Annotated in this window: 20 protein-coding genes; 17 read left to right on the top strand and 3 right to left on the bottom strand. The window is 58.9% G+C overall.

Going from position 1 to position 22,794, the window contains the following annotated elements; all coding sequences use genetic code 11:
- The 9 genes from C1877_RS10345 to C1877_RS10305 all read left to right on the top strand — a co-directional run bounded on the left by C1877_RS10345 (position 1) and on the right by C1877_RS10305 (position 9,793).
- Positions 1-876 carry an ATP-grasp fold amidoligase family protein gene (locus tag C1877_RS10345; protein ID WP_114569115.1) on the top strand — a complete coding sequence of 292 codons (876 nt, stop codon included), beginning with the start codon at positions 1-3 and terminating at the stop codon, positions 874-876.
- A 16-nt stretch (positions 877-892) separates the two neighbouring features.
- Positions 893-2,008 (top strand): glycosyltransferase, encoded by a 1,116-nt coding sequence (locus tag C1877_RS10340; protein WP_083808997.1) that lies wholly within the window; start codon positions 893-895, stop codon positions 2,006-2,008.
- A 136-nt stretch (positions 2,009-2,144) separates the two neighbouring features.
- Positions 2,145-3,050: an ATP-grasp fold amidoligase family protein gene (locus tag C1877_RS10335; RefSeq protein WP_041239320.1), complete on the top strand. Its 906-nt coding sequence runs from the start codon at positions 2,145-2,147 to the stop codon at positions 3,048-3,050.
- Positions 3,050-4,192 (top strand): glycosyltransferase, encoded by a 1,143-nt coding sequence (locus C1877_RS10330; protein ID WP_114569114.1) that lies wholly within the window; start codon positions 3,050-3,052, stop codon positions 4,190-4,192. Before C1877_RS10335 ends, C1877_RS10330 begins: the two co-directional genes overlap by 1 nt.
- Positions 4,185-4,961 carry a DUF2334 domain-containing protein gene (locus C1877_RS10325; protein WP_181813835.1) on the top strand — a complete coding sequence of 259 codons (777 nt, stop codon included), beginning with the start codon at positions 4,185-4,187 and terminating at the stop codon, positions 4,959-4,961. Before C1877_RS10330 ends, C1877_RS10325 begins: the two co-directional genes overlap by 8 nt.
- Positions 4,961-6,367, top strand: a complete 1,407-nt coding sequence (gene wzx, locus C1877_RS15175; protein WP_147274546.1) for an O-unit flippase-like protein — start codon at positions 4,961-4,963, stop codon at positions 6,365-6,367. Before C1877_RS10325 ends, wzx begins: the two co-directional genes overlap by 1 nt.
- Positions 6,368-6,921: 554 nt before the next feature.
- Entirely contained in the window at positions 6,922-8,082 is a 1,161-nt protein-coding gene (locus tag C1877_RS10315) for an NAD-dependent epimerase/dehydratase family protein (protein ID WP_272867748.1), read from the top strand.
- 83 nt (positions 8,083-8,165) lie between these two features.
- Positions 8,166-8,537: a serine O-acetyltransferase gene (locus C1877_RS10310; RefSeq protein WP_114569187.1), complete on the top strand. Its 372-nt coding sequence runs from the start codon at positions 8,166-8,168 to the stop codon at positions 8,535-8,537.
- 47 nt (positions 8,538-8,584) lie between these two features.
- A complete protein-coding gene (locus C1877_RS10305) occupies positions 8,585-9,793 on the top strand; it encodes a nucleotide sugar dehydrogenase (protein ID WP_114569111.1) in 1,209 nt (402 codons plus the stop codon).
- An 81-nt stretch (positions 9,794-9,874) separates the two neighbouring features.
- On the opposite strand, the gene C1877_RS10300 is transcribed toward C1877_RS10305, so the two are convergent.
- The 3 genes from C1877_RS10300 to C1877_RS10290 form a co-directional block, all read right to left on the bottom strand.
- A complete protein-coding gene (locus C1877_RS10300) occupies positions 9,875-10,870 on the bottom strand; it encodes an HNH endonuclease (RefSeq protein ID WP_041239323.1) in 996 nt (331 codons plus the stop codon).
- A 389-nt stretch (positions 10,871-11,259) separates the two neighbouring features.
- The gene (locus tag C1877_RS10295) at positions 11,260-11,490 is read right to left on the bottom strand and encodes a helix-turn-helix domain-containing protein (RefSeq protein WP_114569110.1); all 231 of its coding nucleotides are present in this window, start codon (positions 11,488-11,490) and stop codon (positions 11,260-11,262) included.
- Between the two features lie 119 nt (positions 11,491-11,609).
- Positions 11,610-12,512 carry a LysR family transcriptional regulator gene (locus tag C1877_RS10290; RefSeq protein ID WP_015539572.1) on the bottom strand — a complete coding sequence of 301 codons (903 nt, stop codon included), beginning with the start codon at positions 12,510-12,512 and terminating at the stop codon, positions 11,610-11,612.
- A gap of 203 nt (positions 12,513-12,715) precedes the next feature.
- Between C1877_RS10290 and C1877_RS10285 the strand changes: the two genes are divergently transcribed.
- The 8 genes from C1877_RS10285 to C1877_RS10250 all read left to right on the top strand — a co-directional run bounded on the left by C1877_RS10285 (position 12,716) and on the right by C1877_RS10250 (position 22,735).
- The gene (locus C1877_RS10285) at positions 12,716-13,783 is read left to right on the top strand and encodes a DMT family transporter (RefSeq protein WP_227155431.1); all 1,068 of its coding nucleotides are present in this window, start codon (positions 12,716-12,718) and stop codon (positions 13,781-13,783) included.
- A gap of 243 nt (positions 13,784-14,026) precedes the next feature.
- The gene (locus C1877_RS10280; protein WP_015539573.1) at positions 14,027-14,467 is read left to right on the top strand and encodes a phasin family protein; all 441 of its coding nucleotides are present in this window, start codon (positions 14,027-14,029) and stop codon (positions 14,465-14,467) included.
- A 42-nt stretch (positions 14,468-14,509) separates the two neighbouring features.
- Positions 14,510-16,162, top strand: coding sequence for an ABC1 kinase family protein (locus C1877_RS10275; RefSeq protein WP_041240279.1), 1,653 nt, complete (start codon positions 14,510-14,512; stop codon positions 16,160-16,162).
- Between the two features lie 159 nt (positions 16,163-16,321).
- Positions 16,322-17,584 (top strand): helix-turn-helix domain-containing protein, encoded by a 1,263-nt coding sequence (locus C1877_RS10270; RefSeq protein ID WP_114569109.1) that lies wholly within the window; start codon positions 16,322-16,324, stop codon positions 17,582-17,584.
- A 468-nt stretch (positions 17,585-18,052) separates the two neighbouring features.
- The gene (locus C1877_RS10265) at positions 18,053-20,473 is read left to right on the top strand and encodes a molybdopterin-containing oxidoreductase family protein (protein ID WP_049784073.1); all 2,421 of its coding nucleotides are present in this window, start codon (positions 18,053-18,055) and stop codon (positions 20,471-20,473) included.
- A complete protein-coding gene (locus tag C1877_RS10260; protein ID WP_015539576.1) occupies positions 20,473-20,997 on the top strand; it encodes a 4Fe-4S dicluster domain-containing protein in 525 nt (174 codons plus the stop codon). The genes C1877_RS10265 and C1877_RS10260 overlap by 1 nt, the downstream gene beginning before the upstream one ends.
- Before the next feature lie 75 nt (positions 20,998-21,072).
- Positions 21,073-22,050 carry an NrfD/PsrC family molybdoenzyme membrane anchor subunit gene (gene nrfD, locus C1877_RS10255; RefSeq protein ID WP_015539577.1) on the top strand — a complete coding sequence of 326 codons (978 nt, stop codon included), beginning with the start codon at positions 21,073-21,075 and terminating at the stop codon, positions 22,048-22,050.
- 58 nt (positions 22,051-22,108) lie between these two features.
- Complete coding sequence (locus C1877_RS10250) at positions 22,109-22,735, top strand: TorD/DmsD family molecular chaperone (RefSeq protein ID WP_227155457.1); 627 nt, start codon at positions 22,109-22,111, stop codon at positions 22,733-22,735.
- The last annotated feature ends 59 nt before the right edge of the window (positions 22,736-22,794 follow it).

The raw sequence follows: 22,794 nt of genomic DNA, 5'->3' as shown, positions 1-22,794 counted from the left end.
ATGACTGAGGTATTTAAAAAACTCTATTGCTGCTTTTATCAGCATGTATGCGCAAAAAATGGTGAAGCATATGCAAAACGAATGGATGCTCGAATTCGTTTTGGCAGGAAACTCAATTTGGATCACCCGGTATCTTTGGCGGATAAGATCATCTGGCTTGAGCTCAATAAGCAAAGTAGCCTTAAAGTTGATTGCACTGACAAATATCTAGTTAGAGACTATCTCAAGATTAAAGAGATGGGACAGTACTTGATTCCTCTATGCGCGGATCCATGGTTTTCTGAGGCGGATATTAGCTTTGATGGTCTTCCAAATCAATTCGTAATGAAAGCGACACATGGTTGCAAAATGAATCATATTTGTCTTGATATGGCCAACACGAAAAGAGAAGAACTTTTCTCGCTTGCAAAAACTTGGTTATGCTCAAACTATGTCGGTGCTTACTTCGAGCCCCATTATCGCAAAATCAAACGCGGTGTTATTTGCGAAAACTTGATAGCCTCGCCAGACGAAATCGTCGACTACAAAATACATTGCATAAATGGCAACCCGGAATTCATTTTAACGTGCTGTGATCGCTCTACGGAATTGAAGCTCGGTCTATATGATTTGAATTGGCGAAAAATCGACGGATTGACCTCCGGAACTTTAACCGCAGAAGTTAATAAGCCAGAAAACTTGGATGAGATGATTCGCGCATCGAAAAGACTCAGCGAGGATTTCGACTTCGTAAGGGTTGATTTGTATGAAACTAAGGGGCGCATATATTTTGGAGAATTGACTTTTACTCCTGCGTCAGGTGTTCTTCCGTACTTTACGGATGAATTTTTAAAAGAACAAGGGGAAAAACTTGTCATTTCGTCTTTGGTGAGTTGAGAAAGTGAACAAGAGGATGACAATAGGATTGATTGGCTGCATCGACCCTGAGGAAACGCTATTTGACGGCCAGACGATTAAGACGCGAACCATTTACAAGTTGCTTGTAGACAGGTATGGGGCATCGGCTGTTAAGTGTGTTGATACCAGGCAGTATAAGCTGAGGCCCTTTTCGGTAATTGCCGATCTCATTTCCTGTCTTTTTACCTGCGATGACATGATTGTTCTCCTTTCTTCGAATGGACGAAGGGTTTTCTTTCCCGTTCTGAGCGTTGCTGCGAGAACCATGAAAAAAAGAATCTACCATAATCTCATTGGCGGAAGGCTCGCTGACGAGCTCCAGCAAAATCCCCGATATATGAGGTATCTGAGTTCTTTTGCAGTTAATTGGGTTGAAAGCCGGAAGCTCGAAGAGCGCTTGACTCGTCTCGGATTGGCAAACGCAAGATATCTTCCGAACTTCAAAACACTGCACCCTGCTGATTTGAATGAAGTGAAACAAATGGAGTTCAGCGAGCATCCTCCCTATCGAATGTGCACTTTTAGTCGAGTAACAGAGAAAAAAGGAATCAACGAAGCGTTGTTGGCAATTACGCAGCTTAATGAAAAAGTGGGGTTCTCCCCACGGCATGATGGTTCTTCCGGCGCATCCGATTCTGCTTTCGCAACTTTAGATATTTATGGGCCTATTGACGATGCTTATAAAGATGAGTTTGAGGTTGCGCTAAAAAGCTGCCCTTATGCCAAATATAAGGGAATCGTTGCCCCAGAGTCGTCCGTCGAGGTGATCAAGGATTACTATGCGCTGCTCTTTCCCACTAAATGGGCCGCAGAGGGCATGCCGGGCACAATAATTGATGCCCTTTCGGCGGGTGTACCAATTGTTGCCAGTAAATGGCCTTACTATTCGGAGATGCTTGAGGATGGTGTTACAGGTTTTGGTTACGATTTCGATAAACCAGAGTTGCTTCTCGAGGCATTGGAGAAGCTTTTGCTCGGAGAGGTGGAAATTGAGACAATTAGAACGAACTGCCTCAATCACTCTCGAAGCTATGCTCCTAACTTGGTATTTGGCGAGATTGTAAGGGTTATAGAAGAAAACATGGATATAAATTTCTCGAAAAGCATCTGAGATTTGCGCATGCGCTAGATGAGGGACATTTTGACAATCAAAGAAACTGCCAACAAATTATCGAACTACATCAGTAGCCGTCGCAGATATATTTGCTCGTTACCTCAAAGGGTTTTAATCGAAAAGGATTCTAAGCGTGAGTGTCTTCAGAAAATATATTGACAACCCAAGGCTGCTGTATTGCCTTGCTACTGCTAAAGGTCTAACGCGTTGGATTTCCGATGAGTTGCATCTTAAGATGATGTACAAAGCGCTATTCGGCGTTGCTCCCGATCTCGACAACCCACGGTCCTTCAATGAAAAAATGCAATGGTTGAAGCTGCACAATCATGTGGAGAGCTACTCTAAAGTGGTCGATAAGCTTGCGGTTAAGGATTGGGTAAGCGAGAGGGTTGGCCGAGGCTATGTTAACGATACGTATGCTGTTTGGCAGGACGTGGATGATATCGATCCGTCTGTATTGCCCAAGCATTATGTGCTTAAAACAAATCATGACTGCGGGGGTGTAATCATTTGCAATAACCCCGACTCGTTTGATATTGCTTTAGCGAAAGAAAAGCTTCGCAGGCACTTGAATGCTAATTATTACTGGGGTTCTAGAGAATGGCCTTATAAAAACGTGAAGCCTCTAGTGTTTGCAGAGGAGTACCTAGAGCGCATCGAGTGGGAGTATCAGACGTGGAACAGTTATGGTGATGTTAAGGCTATTGGGGTTATCACAGAACCTCACGGATGCAACAAAAAGAGATTCTACGATGCTGAGTGGAGAGAATGCCCCTTCGTTTCGTCATTGCCTAAACTAGAGGAACCGGTCGAAGCGCCTGTGGAGCTGATGCAGATTATCGAGCTGTCGCGTAATTTGTCTCAAGATTTTCCCTTTGTCAGAATTGATTTCATTAAGACGCGAGACGGCTTGCTTCGCCTGTGTGAAATGACTCTATTCCCGGCAGGAGGATTCGTCAAATGGCAGCCGCCTGAGTGGGATATGCAAGCTGGCTCTTGGATTGACCTCTCCCGTTGCGATTACTCTGGAGTCTTGTAATGGCAGATGTTCTGGTTGCTGTCGGTGGGATGGACTTAGGCGGCATAGAGACATTCATTATGAATGTCTATCGCAAAATTGATCCGGGTTTCGTCCGCTTTGACTTCTTGCTTCCGCATGACCGCAATTATTTCTTTGCTGATGAAATCCGTGATCGAGGCGGTAGATTGTACTTCATCGACGAGAGCAGGAAGCATCCCATTAAAATGCGAAAAAAGCTCGATGCGTTTTTCTGTGAACACTGTTATGACGTAGTATGGGAAAACAAGGGCTCCTTGAATTCTATGGCAATATTGTTTGCGGCAAAACGTAGCGGGGTTCCTCGCAGGATACTGCACTCCCACGCTAGCACCTCGTCTGTTTTCGATATCAGGTCGGCGATGAACTATGCAATTCACTCCGTAAACAGACGTAGGATTGGGGCGGCAACTGATTTCTACGCTTGCTCCCCTGAAGCGGCCGATTGGTTTGGGTTTGACCGTTCGGGGAAGGCTGTTAAATGGAAGTTTGTGCCGAACGGCATAGATGTCGCAAGGTTCGCTTTTGATGATGAGAAGCGCAATCGTGTGCGAGATGCGCTTGGTTTCGGGGTTGAAACTTTTGTTGTCGGCAATGTTGCGCGCCTGGTTAGTGTAAAAAATCATATATTTCTATTAGAGTCCTTCGCTTTTCTCCAATCGAGCTGCTCAAAAGCAAGGCTGCTGTTAGTGGGATCCGGCCCAATGAAGGCGGAGATAATAGCAAAGGCTTCGGAGTTGGGGATCTGGGAGAAAGTGACTTTGCTGGAGGATCGGATGGATACGGATGAATTGTATTCAGCGATGGATGTTTTTGCCTTTCCCTCAAAAGCGGAAGGACTTGGGCTAGCTCTGATTGAGGCTCAGGCTGCGGGGCTTCCCTGTGTCGTTTCGAAAGGCGTTCCTTCTAGAGCTCTCATTTGCGAAGGGTGTCAGGTTGTTGATCTGGCCGACGGTGCTACAAAATGGGCTGATGAGATCAAGCATGTTGCGACGTTTGGACGTAACTCAAAAGGCCCTGAAAAGGTGAGGAATGCTGGTTTTGACATTGCCCGTGTAGCGGCAGATATTCAAGCTGATTTTATCCGCGTCACAAAAGACCAGAAAAGGGGTTTTGGTGTTTAAGCGCGCGGTGATAACGGTTAGGATAGACGATATCTGCCCATGGAACGATATTGAGAAGGTTCAGGAAGCTGTTTCGGCGGTGGAAAGCTGTGGGGTTCGGGGGCTCTTGGGAGTCGTTCCAGCCTGTGCCGATCCAGACTTGCGTAAAAACGACTTCAATCCACATTTTTGGGAGTGGCTTCGCGGCATGAAAGACAGGGGTTGGTCCGTCGCCCTTCACGGCTACGCTCACCATCTCGATTCGGACGGAAAATCACTCATTACATCTGGGACAAAGAGTGAGTTTGCTGGGAAGCCGTATGGTACGCAATTTGAATTGCTAGAAAAAGGAAAGCGGATACTAACCGAGCATGAGCTTGAAACAGATATTTTCTTTGCGCCGGCGCACTCCTTTGATTCGGTAACTCTCGAAGCGCTGAAAGAAGCGGGCTTCAGGTACGTTTCCGACGGTCGCTCTATGCATTGTTATATACGTAAGGGCATCAAGCATATTTCGTGCCGCAGCTACGGCATGCCAAAGCACCCGAGAGGCATTGTCACGCTGGCGCTTCACCCTTGCGAGGATAAGCCATTAAAGCCCTGGCTAGACTACATAGAGAGATGGCGACAGAGCTTGGTCGACTTTTCTTCGCTGCTCGATTCGCCATGTCGCAACATCCTCGGACCTTTAGAGGAGAAAGCTTTCCTTGCGTGGCGGAGCAGCTTGAAACCCGGGTTGCAAAAAATGAGAGACAGCTTTGCTGATTGCTGTGATTCTGGAAATCATTGATGCAGATATATTCAAAGTCGAGCGATTTCATTTGGAATTACAGTGGCCTCTTTTTTAAAATGGCAGGTCAGCTGCTTTTGCTTCCTATGGTTTTGTCGATGCTCCAAGATGATCTGGTGGGTTTGTGGTATGTGTTTCTGGCTGTCAACAGCTTCGTAACCACTTTCCAGGCTGGTTTCGGCCCGACCTTCGGTCGCAACGTTGCTTTTTGCTGGAGTGGCAGCACGGCGTTTCTTGTGGAAGGAGCTCCTAAAGTTGATGGGGGCGAAGTGAATTTCCCTGTGTTGCGAGCGCTAATTGGCTCATGTAAACGCATATATCGGATGATTGCTTTTGCTGTGTTGATCGGAGCTGCCTCTCTCGGAAGCCTATATGTCGTATCTGTTTCCGAGGGGTTGACGCCTGCTCAATACACTGCTGCTTGGGTAGTTTTTTGCATTGGCGTTTTTGTTAACGTTCTATATACCTATTGGGATTCGTTCTTAAGGGGAATAGGCGATTTTGCGGGTGTGAATAAAGCTATCATTGTCTCTAGCCTTACGCAGATTGCTGTTATAGCGGTTATGCTGTTATTAGACTTGGGCCTTCTCTCGTGCGCGGTAGGTTTTCTGGTTCAGGGCTTAGTGTTTCGCTTCATGTGTAAACTGTTTTTCTTTCGTGCGGAGGGTATGAGGGAGGGGCTCGGAGGCGCCCCGACGCCAACGAGGAGCGAAGTCTGTGAGATTGGGAGAGCGTTATCGGTTAACGCTTTCAAGGATACGGCTGTTTCTCTTGCGAACTATGCCGTTACGACATCAAATACGCTCCTGTGCGCTGCATTCATCGGATTGTCGGAGTCCTCTGTCTTCTCAGTGACCCTTCAAGTGCTGAATGCCTGTGTGAATTTGAGCACGGTTGCTCTGACAACTTATTCTCCATCGATGCAATCGGCATATGTAAACGGTAACAAGGAGCTTGGGCGTAAGCTGGCGGGGAAGTGTCTAGTCAGTTTCTATGCTCTCTATTCGGTTGGTTTCACGCTGGTCCTGTTTGTTTGCATGCCGGTGCTTGGCTTGTTTAAGCCAGGAATCGATTCGATGCCCCTCCTTACTATTTCTTTAGGTCTCTACCTGCTGCTCTGGCGTCATCATTCGCTATGTGCAACGCTTATCTCCAATACAAATCATGTTCCCTACGCAACTTCTTTTGTCTTTTCGGCTGTGCTGGGAGTCGCTCTCTCAGTTGTTTTTCTTATTTTAAGTGGCGGCAGTGTGCTTGGTTTAGTAGCTGGGCAAGCCATTGCCCAGCTTGTTTACAACAACTGGAAGTGGCCTCACGAGGCGGGGCGGCTGTACGATACCACGTATCCGTGTCTGTTGCGTGCAGGGGTAAAAGCATTCACTGCCAGATTTAAGAGAAGTCGATAGCATAGAAGCGTCAACAAAGATAATTGCGGTTGTTATGAGCGGCAAGAACTCGGAGCGGGAAGTATCGTTTTCTTCTGGGCAATGCGTTATGAGTGCTTTTGAAGAGTTGGGCTACGCCGTTGGGATGGTGGATCCTGCGACGTATGCCGGAATAAGGCGTTTGGCGGATGGCGGTTTTGACTGTGTATCCCTTTGCCTTCATGGCGTGTATGGCGAGGATGGGTGTATCCAAGGGCACCTTGATTTAATAGGCCTCCCGTATACGAGCTCTGATGTGCTTAGTAGTGCGCTGGCAATTAATAAGGCTATGGCTAAAGTTATTTGATCCCCCAAGCGCTTCTGGGCTTCCACGTTTGCGGGGCTCCTGGCCATGTCTTTAACGCTTGCGCTATGCGCCGTTCTCGTTTCGGACCATCTTGCCTGCACGGTGATATCGGTGGTCGTGACTGTTTCGGTTTACGCGACGGTTGGCATCGTCTGCCGCAACGAGATGGTTTTACTGCTGGCGCGCAAGGTTTTTCCAAATTAAAGAAGGAAAGGTAGAGGGGTGCTCTATGCCTAAAAGGAAGGATAGTGCGCAGGCGTTGATCCTCGTAACTGGAGCAGCCGGCTTCATCGGGGCGTTCCTCTGCAGGTGCTTGCTCGAGGAGGGTGATGCGTGCGTCGTCGGGTTCGACAACGTTAACGACTACTATGACGTCGGGATCAAGGAGGGCCGGCTGCGGATGCTCGCCGAGGCGGCGGGCGGGTCGCCGGAGGATGCCGACGTGGACGGCTTCTCCTGCGGGCGCTTCGAGTTCGTGCGGGGAGATCTCGCCGACGAGGCGGCGGCCGAGGCGCTCTTCGAGCGAGCGTGCCCCGACGTCGTCGTGAACCTGGCCGCCCAGGCGGGGGTGCGCTACTCCATCGAGAACCCGCGCGCCTACGTCGACTCAAACCTCGTGGGCTTCTTCAACGTGCTGGAGGCGCGCCGCAGGCATCCGGTCGGGCACCTCGTGTACGCGTCCTCGAGCTCCGTCTACGGCGGCAACGAGAAGGTGCCCTTCTCCGAGGAGGACCGCGTGGACTCGCCGGTGTCCCTCTACGCGGCCACCAAGAAGTCGAACGAGCTCATGGCCCACGCCTACTCCAAGCTCTACTCGATCCCGGCGACGGGCCTGCGGTTCTTCACTGTCTACGGCCCCATGGGCCGGCCCGACATGGCCTACTTCGGGTTCACCGAGAAGCTCGTGCGCGGCGAGTCCATCAAGATCTTCAACATGGGCGACTGCATGCGCGACTTCACCTACGTCGAGGACGTGGTGGAGGCCGTGGCGCGCGTCATGGGGAACCCGCCCGAGGTAGGAACCGGCCCCGACGGGCTGCCCTTGGCTGCGCACCGCGTGTACAACGTGGGCAACTCGAGCCCCGAGAGCCTCCTGGACTTCGTGGACACGCTGCAGCGCGTGCTGGTGGAGGAGGGAATCCTGCCCGAGGACTACGACTTCGAGGCGCATCGCGAGCTCGTGCCCATGCAGCCGGGCGACGTGCCGGTCACCTTACGCCGACACCTCGGCGCTCGAGCGCGACTTCGGCTTCAGGCCCTCGACGCGCCTGGAGGACGGGCTGCGGGAGTTCGCCCGCTGGTACAAGGGGTATTGCGGGAAGCGGGGCAAGTTGTGAGCAGCGCGTTCCTCGAGGACAGGCGGCGATATGGCGACGGGGGGGGGTGCTGACTTGCCACGAGCTTCGCTTTCTCTGGGTTCTCCGCAGGCTGCAGGACGGCGGGGGCGTCTTGCTGAAGCTCGTCCACAGGCGCATGTTGCGGAAATACGGGCTGGAGATCCCCGCCGCAGCGACCATCGGAGGCGGGCTGTACCTCGGCCATGCCTTCAACATCACCGTCAACCCGGCGGCGGTCATCGGCAGGAACTGCAACTTGCACAAGGGCGTGACCATCGGCCAGGAGAACCGCGGCAAGAGGAAAGGGGCGCCGCGCATCGGGGATCGGGTATGGATAGGCGCAAACAGCACGGTGGTCGGGAACGTCAGCATCGGGACGGACGTGCTGATCGCTCCTAACAGCTATGTGAACTGCGACGTTCCCTCGCACAGCATCGTCTTGGGGAGTCCTTGCAAGATCATTCCGAGGGCGAATGCGACGGAAGGGTACATCAACAGCCGGGTATAGCGTGTTTTGTTGGGTTCAAGAACTTTGACAACGGAAGAGGTAAAGGCATGAGGATAGCGGTCGCGGGCACCGGGTACGTGGGGCTGTCGCTGGCGGTGCTGCTGGCGCGGGGGAGCGAGGTCGTGGCGGTGGACGTCGTCCCCGCGAAGGTCGAGGCGCTCGCCAGGTGGGAGAGCCCCATACGGGACGCCGAGATCGAGGAGGCGCTCGCCGGGGCCGCCTCGGGGGAGCGCCCGCTCGCGCTCTCGGCGACGCTGGACGCGGGGGAGGGGTACGAGGGCGTCGACTTCGCCGTCGTGGCCACCCCGACGGACTACGACCCGGCGCGCAACTTCTTCAACACCTCGAGCGTGGAGGCGGCCGTGGCCGCCATCCGCGCGGCGAGCCCCGAGGCGTGGATCGTCGTGAAGTCCACCGTCCCCGTCGGCTACACCGCGCAGCTGCGCGAGCGCCTGGGCGATCGTCGCATCCTCTTCAGCCCCGAGTTCCTGCGCGAGGGGAGGGCCCTCCACGACAACCTCCACCCCTCCCGCATCATCGTGGGCGCCGACGAGTCCGACCCGGAGTCCATGGAGGCAGCCCGGCGCTTCGCGAACCTGCTCGCCGAGGGCGCGGAGGACGAGGCCCCCGTGCTCGTCATGGGCTCCACCGAGGCCGAGGCCGTGAAGCTCTTCGCCAACACGTTCCTCGCGCTGCGCGTCGCCTACTTCAACGAGCTCGACACCTACGCGAGCTCCCGGGGCCTGGACGCCGCGCGCGTCATCGAGGGCGTGTGCCTGGACCCCCGCGTGGGCTCCCACTACAACAACCCCTCCTTCGGCTACGGCGGCTACTGCCTGCCCAAGGACACCAAGCAGCTGCTCGCGAACTACGCCGACGTGCCGCAGAACGTCATGGGCGCGGTCGTGGATGCGAACCGCACCCGCAAGGACTTCGTGGCCGACCAGGTGCTCGAGCGGGCCTCGGCGCTGGAGGAGCCGCTCGTCGGCGTCTACCGCCTCACCATGAAGACGGGCTCGGACAACTTCCGCGCCTCGTCCGTGCAGGGCGTCATGAAGCGCGTCAAGGCCAAGGGCGTGCCCGTCCTCGTCTACGAGCCCACCCTGAGCGCTCCCGAGTTCTTCGGCAGCGAGGTCACCCACGACCTCGAGTCCTTCAAGGAGCGCGCGGGCGTGATCGTCGCCAACCGCTGGAGCGACGAGCTCGCCGACGTGGTGGGGAAGGTGTACACGCGGGATCTGTTTAAAAGAGACTAAGCTGTGAAAATTGGAGGAGCGGCAGCGGAGACTAGCAGATTCCTTTTTGCTCTAGTTGGAGGATATTTACAGTAAATGCGCTTATTGGGAAAGCACGCCTCGGGTGGTGCCGGCGGCTACGCTTTCTATGATCCTCGCTAAGGCTTCTTGGGCGGCTCGTCCTTTGCTGAGGAGGTCGGCTCCCTCGGGGGTGACGAGGTATCCGAGCGTGTCGCATCCGTGCTCGGCATTGGCACCCTGCTTCTGCCGGAGCAGGTTCTTCTCTACGAGCAGGTTGACATAATCGAGGAAGTCGCATTCGGTGCAGACGAGGTCCTGCGGGGTGGCGAGCTCTCCTGAATTGCATGCTTTGAGGATATCCATATAGCGCTTCCTGGCATCGTAGCGCTTCCTGCCCGTGACGCGGTACCGCTTGACAGGGAGGCCCTCCACGAGCCATCTTCCTTCCTTCTTGACGGCGTTCGCAATCGTCCCCTCCCGGCACCATTTTTGGACGGTGCCTTGCGACCTGCCGAAGAACTCGGCCATTGCCTGCGTGTCCATGATGCGCTCGGAGCCCTTCGCCAAAGACCCTTCTTGGTTTTCCTGCATGCTTCGCTCCTTGCGTCTCGGGTATCGTACCCGCTTTTCCTCTTGGTAGTGCCTTTTCAGGTTGGCCAAGGCGCTTTCGAGCTCGTGGGCCTCTACGTGCAGCGTTTCGCTCTGACGGGCCAGCTTGAATCCGTTCGGGAAACGTTCGGCCAGATGCTTTTCGATAACGACATTCGACCGTTCGACGCCGATGCCGCCGCCGTGCACGAACGCCGCATGGATGGGTGCCGGGACGGCCGAGAGCGTCTTGCCGTTGGAATGCTCGTGCCACACAAGGCCGCGCTCTCTCATGCGCTCTCGGATCGCATCCGTGCTGCATCCAAGTTCGCAAGCCTTCTGCTTTTCCGCGCTCCGAAAGTTGTGCCGCCGGCTTTCCGCTGAAAACCGTTCTAGGTCGACATGGCCGATCACGGCGTCTTCAAAGGGGGAGAAGTCCGGCTCCCGGTTTCGGTACGCCACGCTTGCCGTTCCGTACTCCCTCTCCATGAGCGCGTTGAGATCCGCTCCCTGATGGTCTTCCCGCCGTTGCTCCGATAAGACACGACGGCGTCGTCGGACAAGCGGAAGGCGCTGTTCCCCGGCGGGCCACTCCAAGTTCCCGCGGTGGGGAGGGGCAAGGTGGTGACGCTGGCGCTCGCTGCGGCGATCCTCACGTCATCGACCGTGAGTTCGGGCTCGCATGCATGCGGCGCGCCTAAGCGGTTTCTACCATCGGCCATCGCATATCCCCTTGGGCGCGTTTCCTCATGGTCTCGATGCTTGGCCCTGGTAGTCCAGGCCCTTGCTTGCAACGATGCGGGAATGGGGCACGTTGCCATGCGGCGACAGTGATGCCACGAGTCGCAGCACGGGGCATTATCCAGGTTGCGCTCGCGTTATTCTCCAAAGAACTCCGAGTCGAAGAACTCGGCAAGCGACACGCCGAGGCCTTTGGCTATCTTCTCCAGGTTGACCGCGGCCACGTTGCGCTTGTCGGTCTCCACTTCGCCGAAGTAGGAGCGCGACATGCCTATGAGATTGGCGAACTCCTCTTGGCTCACCCCGCGCTCGGCACGCAGCTCCTTGATGCGCAGGCCTATCTTGCTCCGGATGTCGTAGTCGTGCATGCCGTCCCCTTCCGCCTTTTCCTCCCATGATTCCCCAAGGCCCGCTATAAGTTGACTCGCTATGGGCGGCATTCTGCGGGGTCGGGCGAATCGGGGGAACGTGCGGGAGGGGAGCGCCCCTAGCGGGTGGGAGGCGCGCCTTTGACGCGCTCTTCCCCAACCCACGCCTGCGCAACCTCCACGAACGCCCTTGCTGCGGCGCTGGCCTCGTCGCCGGGGCGCAGGCAGAGGGCTATCTCGCGGTCGACGGGAACCTCGGGCGGCAGGGCGGCCAGGGGGAAGGGGGCGTCCTTCAGGATGAGGGAGGGCAGGACGCTGAAGCCCAGGCCGGCGCTCGCCAGCGACATGACGGCGTAGTCGCTCACGATGGAGAACCTCACCCGCGGCTCGGCGCCGTTGGCACGGAAGACCTCGTCCATCTCGGACGACGCACCACTCTCCAGCCTGATGTAGGGCTCGGTGGACAGGGCGGATGCGGGGAAGAAGGGCGCTCCTGCCAGCGGATGGTCGGGCGCCACGGCCACGAGCAGCGGGTCGCGTGCGAGGTGCACGGTGCGCAGGTTCCGTTTGACGGGCAGCACGGCGAAGCCGACGTCGTAGTCGCCCCGCCACACGGCCTCCTCGAGCTCGGCCTGGTCGTCGATGCAGGCGAGGTCGAGCTCGACTGAGGGGTGCAGGCGCCCGAACTCCTTGGCGATGCCGGGGAGCCATTGGATGGCCGTGCTGGTGAAGGTGGCCACGCGCACGTTGCCGCCCTCGAGGTGGCGCAGGTCGGCCGCACGGGCATGCAGCCGGCGCTCGGCGTTGCAGACGTCCTGGACGAGCGGGGCCAGGTCCGCGCCCTCGGCGGTGGGCCGCACGCCTCCGTAGTCGCGCACCAGCAGGGTGGTGTCCAGCTCCTTCTCCAGCGAGTTCACAAGATAGCTCATGCCGGCCTGCGTGTAGCCCAGCTCGCGTGCGGCCTCTTTGAAGCTGCCGGTCTCCACAACCTTCAGGAACGCCTCGTATTTCTGGTTGGCCATGGTTTTCGACCCCTTCTCGCGAAGTCATGATCGGTAGAAACAAGAAATTCTTACAATTCTTTAAAGAAAGTCTCGTTTTACTTTCAATTGGACTAAGCATACCATAGGTGCAATCCGGAACAGAGACCGAGGGCCCTGCCAGGCGACAGGGCGTTGCCTTGCACGGTCAAACGACGGGGCCGAAGCGAGAGAGGAGGCGGGACGTGGCGCGCATCATGGACATACGCGGGATCTGCATTGCGAGCGTCGTGCTGCAGACCGTCATCTTCGGCTCCGGTAGCGCCTTCACGAAGCTCGCCTACGAGAGCATCTCGCCCCTGTGGGCGCTCGCCATCCGCTTCGGGCTGGCGTCGGCGGTGTTCGCCGTGCTGTTCGGGCCGCGCATCGTGCGGGGGCTGCGCGGCGCGCGCCTGGGCGACTGGCTGCCGGCGGCGCTGTGCATGGCGGCTTCGTACATCTCCTGCAACGTGGCGCTCGACCTGACCACGGCCACGAACGTGGGGTTCCTCATGGCGTTGCCCGTGGTGTTCACGCCCATCTTGGCGGCCGTGGTGCTGCGCCGTCGCTACCGGCTGGTGCACCTGCCGTTCCAGGTGGCGGTCGTGGGCGGGCTGTACCTGCTGTGCTCGAGCGGCGGGTCGTTCACGTTCGGTTGGGGCGAGCTCTGCGGGCTGCTCACGGCCGTGTCGCTGGCCGGTGCGCTCGTGTTCGGCGAGCGGGGGCTTGCGCGCATGGATGTGGTCACGGTGTCGGCGACCCAGATATTCGCGACGTTCGCGTTCTCGCTGGCTGGCGCGCTGCTGTTCGACCAGCCGCTCGACGTGGCGGCGGTGCAGCCCCTCGCATGGGGAACCGTGGCGTTCCTTGCGTTGGCCAGCACGTGCCTGACGTTCGCGCTGCAGAACATGGCGCTCGTGCGCCTGCCGTCCGCCACCGTTTCCATGCTGCTCACGGGCGAGCCCATCTTCACGGCGCTGTTCTCGTGGGGCGTGCTCGGCGAGACGCTTTCCACGGCGGGGCTCGTGGGCGCGGCGGTCATCGTCGTGTGCGTGGTGGCGGAGACCTGGGTGGACGGACGCCTGGACGAGAAAGCCGGTGCGGCGGAAGGGGCTGCGGCGGATACGCTTCCTGCGGCAGCGCCTGCGCCCGCTTTCGGCGGCGAGCCGGCGATGTTGGGCGAGCCCGCCTACGCGGCCGCCACGTCGGTGCGGGGACCGGTGGCGTTGCCCGTGGCGTTCGTGCCTCCGCATCCGGCATACGAGCAGGATTAGCAGTCTTCCAGCAGCGAGGCGCCGCGTCAAAGGCGCGGGGCCTCGCTGCTGGAAGGAGCGGCGGGGGCGGATGCCCGCCGTCCCGCACGCAGGCCGTTTCGACCGCATCTTTCCCCGGTATTCTCTTTTCCCTACAAACTCCCACCTCGCATTGCCCTTTTCGCGGATTTGGTGCATCATGGTTCAAAGAGCCCGACAGCGCTGCGGCGTGAGTGGGCCGAACCGCGACGAAGGAGGCTTTTTATGGCTACCATAGGCGACGGATTCAAGGACATCTTCCTGGCGGGCATCGGAGCGATGGCCATCACCGCCGAGAAATCGAAGGACCTGGTGGACCAGCTCATCTCGAAAGGCGAGCTCACGGTGGACCAGGGCAAGCAGATCAACACCGAGCTCAAGCACAAGGCCGAGGACGTGGCCAGCACGCTGCGCTACGACGCCCTCGAGGCGCGCATGGCCGTCATGACGCCCGAGGAGCGTGCGGCGTTCGCGGCCAAGGCCGCCGAGATCGCGGCGAAGCAGAGCGCTCAGGCGCCCGTTGCCGCGCCGTCGGCCGATTCCCCCGAGCCCCAGGCGGAGGTGGGCGACGCCTCCCCCGTGGAGACGTCGGCCGCGGAATCGCCTGCGGTGGAGATCCCCATAGAGGGCGGCTCGCCTGCGTCTCCCCAGACGCCTGGCGCGTAGCCCCGGCCCCGCGCGCGTTCGAGAGAGGCGCCCGCCATGGCCATGGCCGACAACACGCTGCTCAAATACTTCTTCAGCTCAGGCGCGGAGATCGACCCCGAGGGACGGTTCAATCTCAGCCGCAAGACGCGCACGCGCCGGCTGAAGGAGATCTACTCCATCCTGCAGAAGCACCATTTCCTGCGCGGCTTCTCGCCGGAGGAGTTCCGCGCCATGCTGGAGGACCTGGGCCCCAGCTTCGTGAAAATCGGCCAGACGCTGTCCACGCGCTCGGAGATCCTCCCGAAGGCCTATTGTGACGAGCTGAAGAAGCTCCAGATGGAGTGCGACCCTCTGCCGTTCGACCAGATGCTCGCAGCCCTCGACGACATCTACGGCGAACGCCAGGGCGACATCTTCGATGCCATCGATCCCACGCCGCTCGGCAGCGCGTCGCTTGCGCAGGTGCACAAGGCGCGCCTCGCGAACGGCGACATCGTGGCGGTGAAGATCCAGCGTCCCGGCGTGAAGGCCACCATGGCGCTCGACATCGACATCATGCGCATGGTGGCACGCCAGGCGTCGCGCTTCATGAAGGACGACCAGATGCTCGACCTGCGCGACGTGGTGGAGGAGCTGTGGGCCACGTTCCTCGAGGAGACGGACTTCCAGCGCGAGGCGGCGAACCTCCAGGAGTTCGCGCGGTTGAACAAGGATGTGGCGTTTATCGACAGCCCGCACGTGTACCCTGAACTCTGCGGCGAGTACGTACTGGTCATGGAGTACATCGACGGCATCCCCATCCTGGTGACCGACCGGCTGCGGGCTGCCGGCTACGACTTGGAGGAGATCGGCGAGAAGATCCTCGACAACTACGCCACGCAGATCCTCGACCACGGGTTCTTCCACGCCGACCCGCATCCGGGCAACCTGCTGATCCGCAACGGGAAAGTCGTCTACATCGACCTGGGGATCATGGGGCGCCTGTCGCCGCACGACCGCGCCGGGTTCGGCAACATCATCCAGGCCGTGGGCATGCAGAGCGCCACCGAGCTCAAGAGCGCGCTCATGTCGTTCGCCATCGCGAAGGACAACGCGGCCATCGACCACACGCGCTTCCTGGCCGACCTCGACCTGTTGCTGGAGGACTACGGCTCGTGCGACGTGGCCGACATCGATATCGGCATGTTCCTGAACGACATCCTCATGCTCACGCGCTCGTGCAAGGTCACGCTGCCGTCGTCCATCACGAGCGTGTCGCGCGGCCTGGTGACGCTGGAGGGCACCATCCTGCCGTTCATCCCGAACGAGAACGTGGTGTCCATCATCAACGCGCACATCCAGCGCACGAAGGACCCGGCCGAGGAGCTGGCGGGGGCCATGGAGGACCTGGCGCTGGCGCTGCGCTCGTCAGCGCGCGGCTCGATGGACGCGGCCCAGTACTCCGGCGAGGCGCTGAAGATGCTCACGCGCGGCCAGCTGAAGGTGAACACCGAGGTGCTGGGCAGCGAGGCGCCCCTCTCGCACCTGGGCAAGATCGTGAACCGGCTGACCATCGGCATCATCATCGCAGGGCTGTTCATCGGTTCGAGCATGCTGTCGCTCTCGAGCATGGAACCGCGCCTGCTGGGCGTGCCGGTGCTCGCGTTCTTCGGTTACCTGGGCGCCGCGATCCTGTCCCTCTGGGTGGTCGTGGACATCGCGCGGAAGAGGTAAAGAGCGCCCTCCCTGTTTTTAGCCTGCATTTAACCAGATCAGATAGCCCGCAACCAATAATTGCGGAAAATTCCAACTGGAAGCGGTCGCGCGGCGATTCCCGCAACCGTACCCTTTTGAGTACGCTATGATGAATGAAACGAGAAAGGGTTCGGAACCATGAACGTCGAGATCGCCCAGCGCCTGTCGGCGCGTCGCAAGCAATCGGGACTGTCGCAGGAAGCGCTCGCGGAGAAGCTGGGCGTGTCGCGCCAGGCCGTGTCGAAGTGGGAGCGCTCGGAATCGTCGCCCGACACCGACAACCTCATCGCGCTCGCGCAGCTCTACGGCGTGTCGCTCGACGAGCTTTTGTATGTGGACGACGAGATGCGCGACGACGTGGCGTTCGAGGCCGTCGACCGCGCCGCCGAGCGCGCGGCGGCCACCGGCGCGCCGAAGCCGAGGCCGGGAACTGCTGCGTGTGCGGCCCCGTCGGCGGGAGAGGACGGCCCGGAAACGTCGACCTCCACCGAGGGGGGAGCGGGCGGCGCGGACGCTCCGGAGTCGGGGCCCGCCGACGGCAAGGAGTCGAAAGTGCGCATCGGGCTGGGCGGCATCCACGTGCTCGACGGCGACGACTACGTCCACGTTTCGTGGCGCGACGGCGTGCACGTGAAAGACTCCAAGAAGGGCGACGAGGTGCATGTGGGTTGGGACGGCATTCATGTGAAGGAGGGGTCCTCCGCGGACGTGCAGGGCGCGTGCGAGGGGGGCGCCGCCGAACCCGGCGCTGACGCGAAGAAGCCCGGCAGCCGCTGCACGCTTGAGGACGACGACGGCAGCCAGGTGGTCATCGACGGCGACGGCGTGGTCATCAACGGCGAGCACTTCGACAGCTGGCGCGACGCTCACGAGCGCTACGGCTACGGACACATCCACGAAGAACGCTGGAACGAGCCCTGCGGCTACACGGTGAACGGCGAGCGCTTCGACACGCTCGACGACGCGAAGGCCAAGTATGGCCCGGAGGTGGGCCGCACCATCCCCGTGCGCAAGCACTACCTGCGCGCGTTCGAGAAGGAGTGGGTGAAGTTTCCCTATCCGCTGGTGATAATCGTGGTGTACCTGCTGCTGGGCATCTTGAACGGCGCATGGGGCATGGGGCTGTTCCTGTTCCTGACCATCCCCGTGTACTATATGGTGGGCCACGCCATCGGCCGCCGCCGCATCGCACCGCTCGTGGAAGGCGCGTACCCCATCGCCGTCACGGCGTGGTTCTGCTACATGGCGTTCGTGCTGAACCAGCCGCATCCCGCGTGGGTGGCGTTCCTCACCATCCCGTTGGTGGAATGGCTCGCGCACAGCCTGTCGCGCTGGTGGCGCGGACGTAAGCGCGAGCGCGCGGCCGCGAAGAACGCTCCCATCGACGTAGAGCCGCAGTAGGGGAAGAGTACGGCCTGCGCTCGGGGCGTTTGCCGGTTATTTTTAACCCGGGGCGGTTTGGACGCGGCCCCGGGTTTTTCTCTGCCCTCTTCCATAATTCGCCTCATCCGATCGGGCATTACATGATTCTGCTTGTATTTATTCTCAAAATAGGATAGCACGACTCCTTAATAAAACCATTAAACTATGGTACTATGACAATAGTTCAATCAGACAACTAAGTGAGCCGGGGGAGGGCTCGGGGGAGTTGGTCTTATGAGAGTGAGCTATTAGTCCCATCGATCGCATCCGATCGTCGAATCAACGCGAAAACGCAGATTGCGGCCTCCTTGGCCGGATGGATTCGTGCGCGGATTCCTAACCTCTGCGCGTCGTGCTTTATCGGATGCGCGTTATCCACTTCAAGGCGAGCAGCCTGCACGAAGGGAGTGCGGGCAAGCAAATAAGACGAAGGACAGGAGGAAGGGCATGAAACAGGAGGGGAAGCTGACGAGGCGCGCGTTCCTGCAGGGAACGGCCGCTTTGGGTGCGATGGCTGCATTGTCTGGCTGTGCAAGCCAAGAGGCACTCAAGCCAAGCCCGGCCGGCGAGGCCGGTGTCGCATCGGGTGAGGTGGAAGTGCGCCACGCTTGGTGCCAAATGTGCGGTCCGGCTCGCACACACTGCTCCACATTGTGCTACATCAAGGATGGCCGCTGGACAAATGTTGAAGGAAATCCCGAGGCAGGGAACAACTGGGGTAGAGGCAGTCGCAGCCTCTGTGCAAAGGGGAATGCGGCCATGGCGGTGCTCTATGCTCCCGGCCGCATTCTGTATCCTATGAAGCGTACCGGCGAAAAGGGCGAAGGCAAGTTTGAGCGTTGCAGCTGGGATGAGGCCATGGATGCTATCGCTAGTAAGCTGCTTGAGCAGAAGGAGCAGTACGGGGCAAAGTCATATGGCGTGCTCTCTCCTCAGTTCTACGCAGTTCTTGGTACGATGGGACGTCGTTTTCTGAATGTACATGGCAGCCCAAACTACATGCATAGTGCTATTTGCAACTCGCAGCGCATGTTCTCGCGCTTGGTGACCATAGGCGGTCCGAAGCATGCTCAAGCTACGGATACAGCTCCTGGACAATTGGGCAAGACGAAGCTTCTGGTGGTATGGGGCTACAACAGCGAAAACTCCGCAATCAACCAGGGCAATCCGTATGCTCGCCTCAATGCCATCGAAAAGGGTCTCAAGGTCATCGATATCCGTCCGATGCAGGACGGCCTGGCCTCGAAGGCGGATATATGGGTTCCGGTTCGTCCTGGCACGGACGGCGCGCTCGCTATGGCCATTTTGAACGTCATCATCGGAGAAGGCCTGTACGATCATGACTTCGTAGAGAACTGGTGCAACGGCTTTGACAAGCTGGCCGAACATATGAAGCAGTACACGCCCGAGTGGGCTTCCCCCATTACAGGAATTCCCATTGAGCAGATTTATGAGATCGCCCGCTTGATGGGCACCGTGAAGCCTATGGGCATCAATATCGGCAATGGCATTGGTGACCAGCAAAACGACGGTCACTGGACAGTCGCCTGCGCCTGCCTCATCGAGGCTATTACCGGTAACTTGGGCATTGCCGGAGGCGGGAGTGCCGGTATGGTGGCGCCTCCCTCTCTTGTTAAGACGAAGGGCATTGATATCCTTTCTGACAGGCTTCCCAAAAGTAAGGAAGACGAGGAGAAGGGGTACATGGCAGGTGTTGCCGATCTCGTGGGCCCCGAGACGCCGCGTTGGTTCCAGACCATGGCGACGCAGGAGTCTGGTCCTACAACAGCCTATTACAAAGGGCTCATGAGCATTTTGACGGAAGATCCGTATCCGCTCCGCTGTATCTTCGGCCAATCGTCGAACCCTCTCTCCGCCACGCGCTCACCCAAGAAGGTGGAGGAAGCCCTCAAGAAGCTCGACTTCTATGTGGTCATGGACACGCAGTGGAACTCGTCATGCGACTATGCTGACTACGTGCTGCCGGCTTGCACGAACTACGAAAGCAGTTACCAGTTCGGCACGAAGAACAGCGCTGCCGGTACGTTCGTCGCCATTAACCAGAAGATCGCCGAGCCTATGGGGGAGTCGCGCTCTGACTGGGAGTATTACCTGGACTTGGCCGTGCGCATGGGCTACGGCGAGGATTTCTGGAACGGTGACATGGATGCTTGCCTGCGCGAGCAGCTTGATGGTTCGGGCATCACGCTTGAGGAGCTGCGCGTTGCCAATAAGGGTATCTTCGTAGAGCGTACTGATGGCGCAAAGCCGACGGAACCGGTCTACCAAGATTATGCCAAGATGTTTGCCAGCCTTCCGAATGGTAAGGTCCAATGCTACAACGAATGGATCGGCAACAAGCCGAACTGTGATGATACCGGAGAAATATCGCCCTTACCTGTGTACCATGGGCCGGCTGAGAGCATTGCGGGTACGCCTGATATAGCGAAAGAGTACCCTCTGGTCATCTCCGACGTGCATGCGTATCGCCTGTGCAACCACAGCTATTACGTCGACGTCCCCTATCTTCGCGAGCTGCAGCCCTATCCCTGGGTGAAGATCAACCCGTCTACTGCGAAGCAGTATGGTATCGAAGACGGCGACTGGGTGAAGATTGAATCGCGTCATGGTTGGGTAAAAATGGTCGCACGGTATCTGGAGAGCATCGCTCCGGATGTGCTCATGTCTCGTCGAGGTTGGTGGCAGCCTTGTGAAGAGCTCGATCTGCCTGGTTACGAGCATCTGGATGGTGGCAGTGAGATCAACGTGCTGTACGATGCCGAGCTGAAGAACTTCGACCCGTTCAACTCCGCCATGTCTAAGCAGACGCTCGTGAAGATCAGCAAGCTCGAGGGAGGGGATGAATAATGGCCAAGCAATACGGGTTCTACATGGACACCGAGCGCTGCATCAAGTGCTGGGCGTGCGAGGTGGCCTGCAAGCAATGGAACGGCATCGAGGCGGGGACCATCGCACGCCGCAAGGTGCATGAGGTGGAGAGCGGCACGTTCCCGAACGTCACGCGCACGTTCGTTTCAATGTCGTGCATGCACTGCGGAGAGCCGGCCTGTGCAAAGGTGTGCCCGGCAGGTGCTATCACTAAGCGCGGCGAGGACGGCATCGTAGTGGTGGACAAGGAGAAGTGCATCGGGTGCCACTACTGCTTCTTCGCCTGCCCGTTCGGCGTGCCGCAGTACACCGACGCCGGCATGGACAAGTGCGACTGCTGCATCGGCAATGGCGTGGAGCCGGGCGACACGCCACACTGCGTGGCCACGTGCCCGACGCAGGCGCTGCAGTTCGGCACCATGGACGAGCTGGCCGCGAAGGTGGGCGACAAGAAGGCCAAGCAGATGGCGGCCGACGCGAAGCCCTCGGTCGTCGTGTCGTGAAAATGCGATGCCGGGAGCGCGGGGCCGCGTGCCCCGAGGCGCTCCCGGCCGACATGACGGAAAGGAGGAACGACCATGGTTGAGTTGCAGACGACCTGGAGTTGGCTGCCGGCGATATACCTGTTTCTCGGCGGTTTGGGCGCAGGCGCGTTTCTGACGGTGTCCGTTCTGCGCCTGGCGAAGCCGGGACGGTTCAAGAAGACCGTGACGGGCGGCGTGTGGACGGCTGTGGCGGCGCTGGCCATCGGATTGCTGGCGCTCGTGTCCGAGGTGGAGAAGCCCTTCCAGGCTATGATCCTGTTCAAGAGCTTCGTGAACGGTTCGTCGTGGATGACGGTGGGTGCGTGGCTTCTGTTGGTTACGTTCGTCGTGTTCGTGCTGAGCGCGCTGTTCACCACCGACAAGATAGCCGACTGGCTGGGCTCGGCGTGCAAGCCCCTCGGGCGGGCTCGCGCCGGCATCAACAAGGTGCTCGCGGTGATTGGGATACCGCTCGCGCTTGCAGTGGCGGTGTACACCGGCGTGCTCCTGGGCGCGGCGCCCGCTATCCCCCTGTGGGGAACGTGGCTGCTGCCGGCGCTGTTCACCGTATCGGCGCTCGATACGGGCGTGGCGGCTGTGTCTATCTTCGCGGCTGCGATGGATCGCGATGAGGGTATCGAGCGTGTGCGTGCGACGTTGGAGAAGGCGGTCATCGGCCTGGTGGTGTTGGAGGCCGTGGTGCTGGCGGCGTTTGTGCTGACCATGCAGGGCGCCGGCGCCGACGAGGCCCGGGCGATCGGGCTGCTCACAGAGGGCGCGCTAGGCGTGCAGTTCTGGCTGCTCGTGGTGGCCGTGGGGCTTGGGTGCCCGCTCATCGCGGCTATCACCCAGCTTGTGGCGTCGAGACAGAAGGGCAAGGTTGGCCCTGCTGTGCCGGTGGGAGGAGCCGCGTGCGCGCTCGTCGGTGGGTTCACGCTGCGCTTCGTTGTGCTGGCTGCCGGCCTGCATGCCGCACTCGTCAGTCCGGCGGCGCTGCAGGCAGCGCAGGGCGCGCTGATGCTGATTTCGTAGACGATTGTTGAATGGGGGCGCCCGCCTCGGCGGGCGCCCCGCGAGGGGGAGGGTGATCATGGACGCATGTGAACGCATTGCCGAGGTCGAGGCTCGAGAACTTACATACTCGCTCCTGTCTCGCCTGTTCTTGGAAGAGGTTTCGGAGGACTTTCTCTCGCGACTTGCCGAGGAGTCGCTTCCGCTTGAGGGCGAACTCGGGCGCTATGCGGCCGAGCTTCCAGGGGCGGATTTAGCGGCGTTGCGCGCGGAAGCGGCGGCCGAATTCGCGGCGCTGTTGCTGAATATGTCGGCCGACCCCGTGTTCCCGTATGAGTCGGTGTATACAAGTGCCGAGCATCTGCTTATGCAGCGATCGCGCGATGAAGTGCTTGCTGCGTATAGATCGCAGGGATTTGAGCGCTCGGGCGAACTGAACGTTCCCGAGGATCACGTCGGTATTGAGCTGGAGTTCATGGCGCGTCTGTGTTGTAAGGAGGCTGAAGCGCTGGCTGCTAACGATGGGGCTGGAGTCGATGCGGCGCGTGTTGCGCAGCAGGATTTTCTGCGCGACCACCTGCTGGTTTGGATTCCGCAACTCTGTGATGATCTGGAGAAGCGCGCGAAGCCGGGCTTGTACCGTGGCCTAGCCGAGACGGCACGTCAATTCCTTGTGTTCGAGCGCGAGGAATTGGGTGTCGGGTAAGGGCGATGTTCCGCCTCAACAGCTGACGTCTACTCGCGGGTCCCGCGCGGTCGGCCTTC

Origin of the sequence: Gordonibacter pamelaeae, from assembly GCF_003340385.1 — a bacterium.
Classification (GTDB): Bacteria; Actinomycetota; Coriobacteriia; order Coriobacteriales; family Eggerthellaceae; genus Gordonibacter; species Gordonibacter pamelaeae.
Note: the sequence above shows the minus strand (reverse complement) of the source record. Positions and strands in the feature narration are given on the sequence as shown.

Excerpts from the sequence above, each read along its gene's own strand:
- C1877_RS10345 (WP_114569115.1), top strand. The coding sequence starts at position 1 with ATGACTGAGGTATTTAAAAAACTCTATTGCTGCTTTTATCAGCATGTA.
- C1877_RS10340 (WP_083808997.1), top strand. The coding sequence starts at position 893 with ATGACAATAGGATTGATTGGCTGCATCGACCCTGAGGAAACGCTATTT.
- C1877_RS10330 (WP_114569114.1), top strand. The coding sequence starts at position 3,050 with ATGGCAGATGTTCTGGTTGCTGTCGGTGGGATGGACTTAGGCGGCATA.
- wzx (WP_147274546.1), top strand. The coding sequence starts at position 4,961 with ATGCAGATATATTCAAAGTCGAGCGATTTCATTTGGAATTACAGTGGC.
- C1877_RS10315 (WP_272867748.1), top strand. The coding sequence starts at position 6,922 with ATGCCTAAAAGGAAGGATAGTGCGCAGGCGTTGATCCTCGTAACTGGA.
- C1877_RS10310 (WP_114569187.1), top strand. The coding sequence starts at position 8,166 with ATGTTGCGGAAATACGGGCTGGAGATCCCCGCCGCAGCGACCATCGGA.
- C1877_RS10305 (WP_114569111.1), top strand. The coding sequence starts at position 8,585 with ATGAGGATAGCGGTCGCGGGCACCGGGTACGTGGGGCTGTCGCTGGCG.
- C1877_RS10300 (WP_041239323.1), bottom strand. The coding sequence starts at position 10,870 with ATGGAGAGGGAGTACGGAACGGCAAGCGTGGCGTACCGAAACCGGGAG.
- C1877_RS10295 (WP_114569110.1), bottom strand. The coding sequence starts at position 11,490 with ATGCACGACTACGACATCCGGAGCAAGATAGGCCTGCGCATCAAGGAG.
- C1877_RS10290 (WP_015539572.1), bottom strand. The coding sequence starts at position 12,512 with ATGGCCAACCAGAAATACGAGGCGTTCCTGAAGGTTGTGGAGACCGGC.
- C1877_RS10280 (WP_015539573.1), top strand. The coding sequence starts at position 14,027 with ATGGCTACCATAGGCGACGGATTCAAGGACATCTTCCTGGCGGGCATC.
- C1877_RS10275 (WP_041240279.1), top strand. The coding sequence starts at position 14,510 with ATGGCCGACAACACGCTGCTCAAATACTTCTTCAGCTCAGGCGCGGAG.
- C1877_RS10270 (WP_114569109.1), top strand. The coding sequence starts at position 16,322 with ATGAACGTCGAGATCGCCCAGCGCCTGTCGGCGCGTCGCAAGCAATCG.
- C1877_RS10265 (WP_049784073.1), top strand. The coding sequence starts at position 18,053 with ATGAAACAGGAGGGGAAGCTGACGAGGCGCGCGTTCCTGCAGGGAACG.
- C1877_RS10260 (WP_015539576.1), top strand. The coding sequence starts at position 20,473 with ATGGCCAAGCAATACGGGTTCTACATGGACACCGAGCGCTGCATCAAG.
- nrfD (WP_015539577.1), top strand. The coding sequence starts at position 21,073 with ATGGTTGAGTTGCAGACGACCTGGAGTTGGCTGCCGGCGATATACCTG.
- C1877_RS10250 (WP_227155457.1), top strand. The coding sequence starts at position 22,109 with ATGGACGCATGTGAACGCATTGCCGAGGTCGAGGCTCGAGAACTTACA.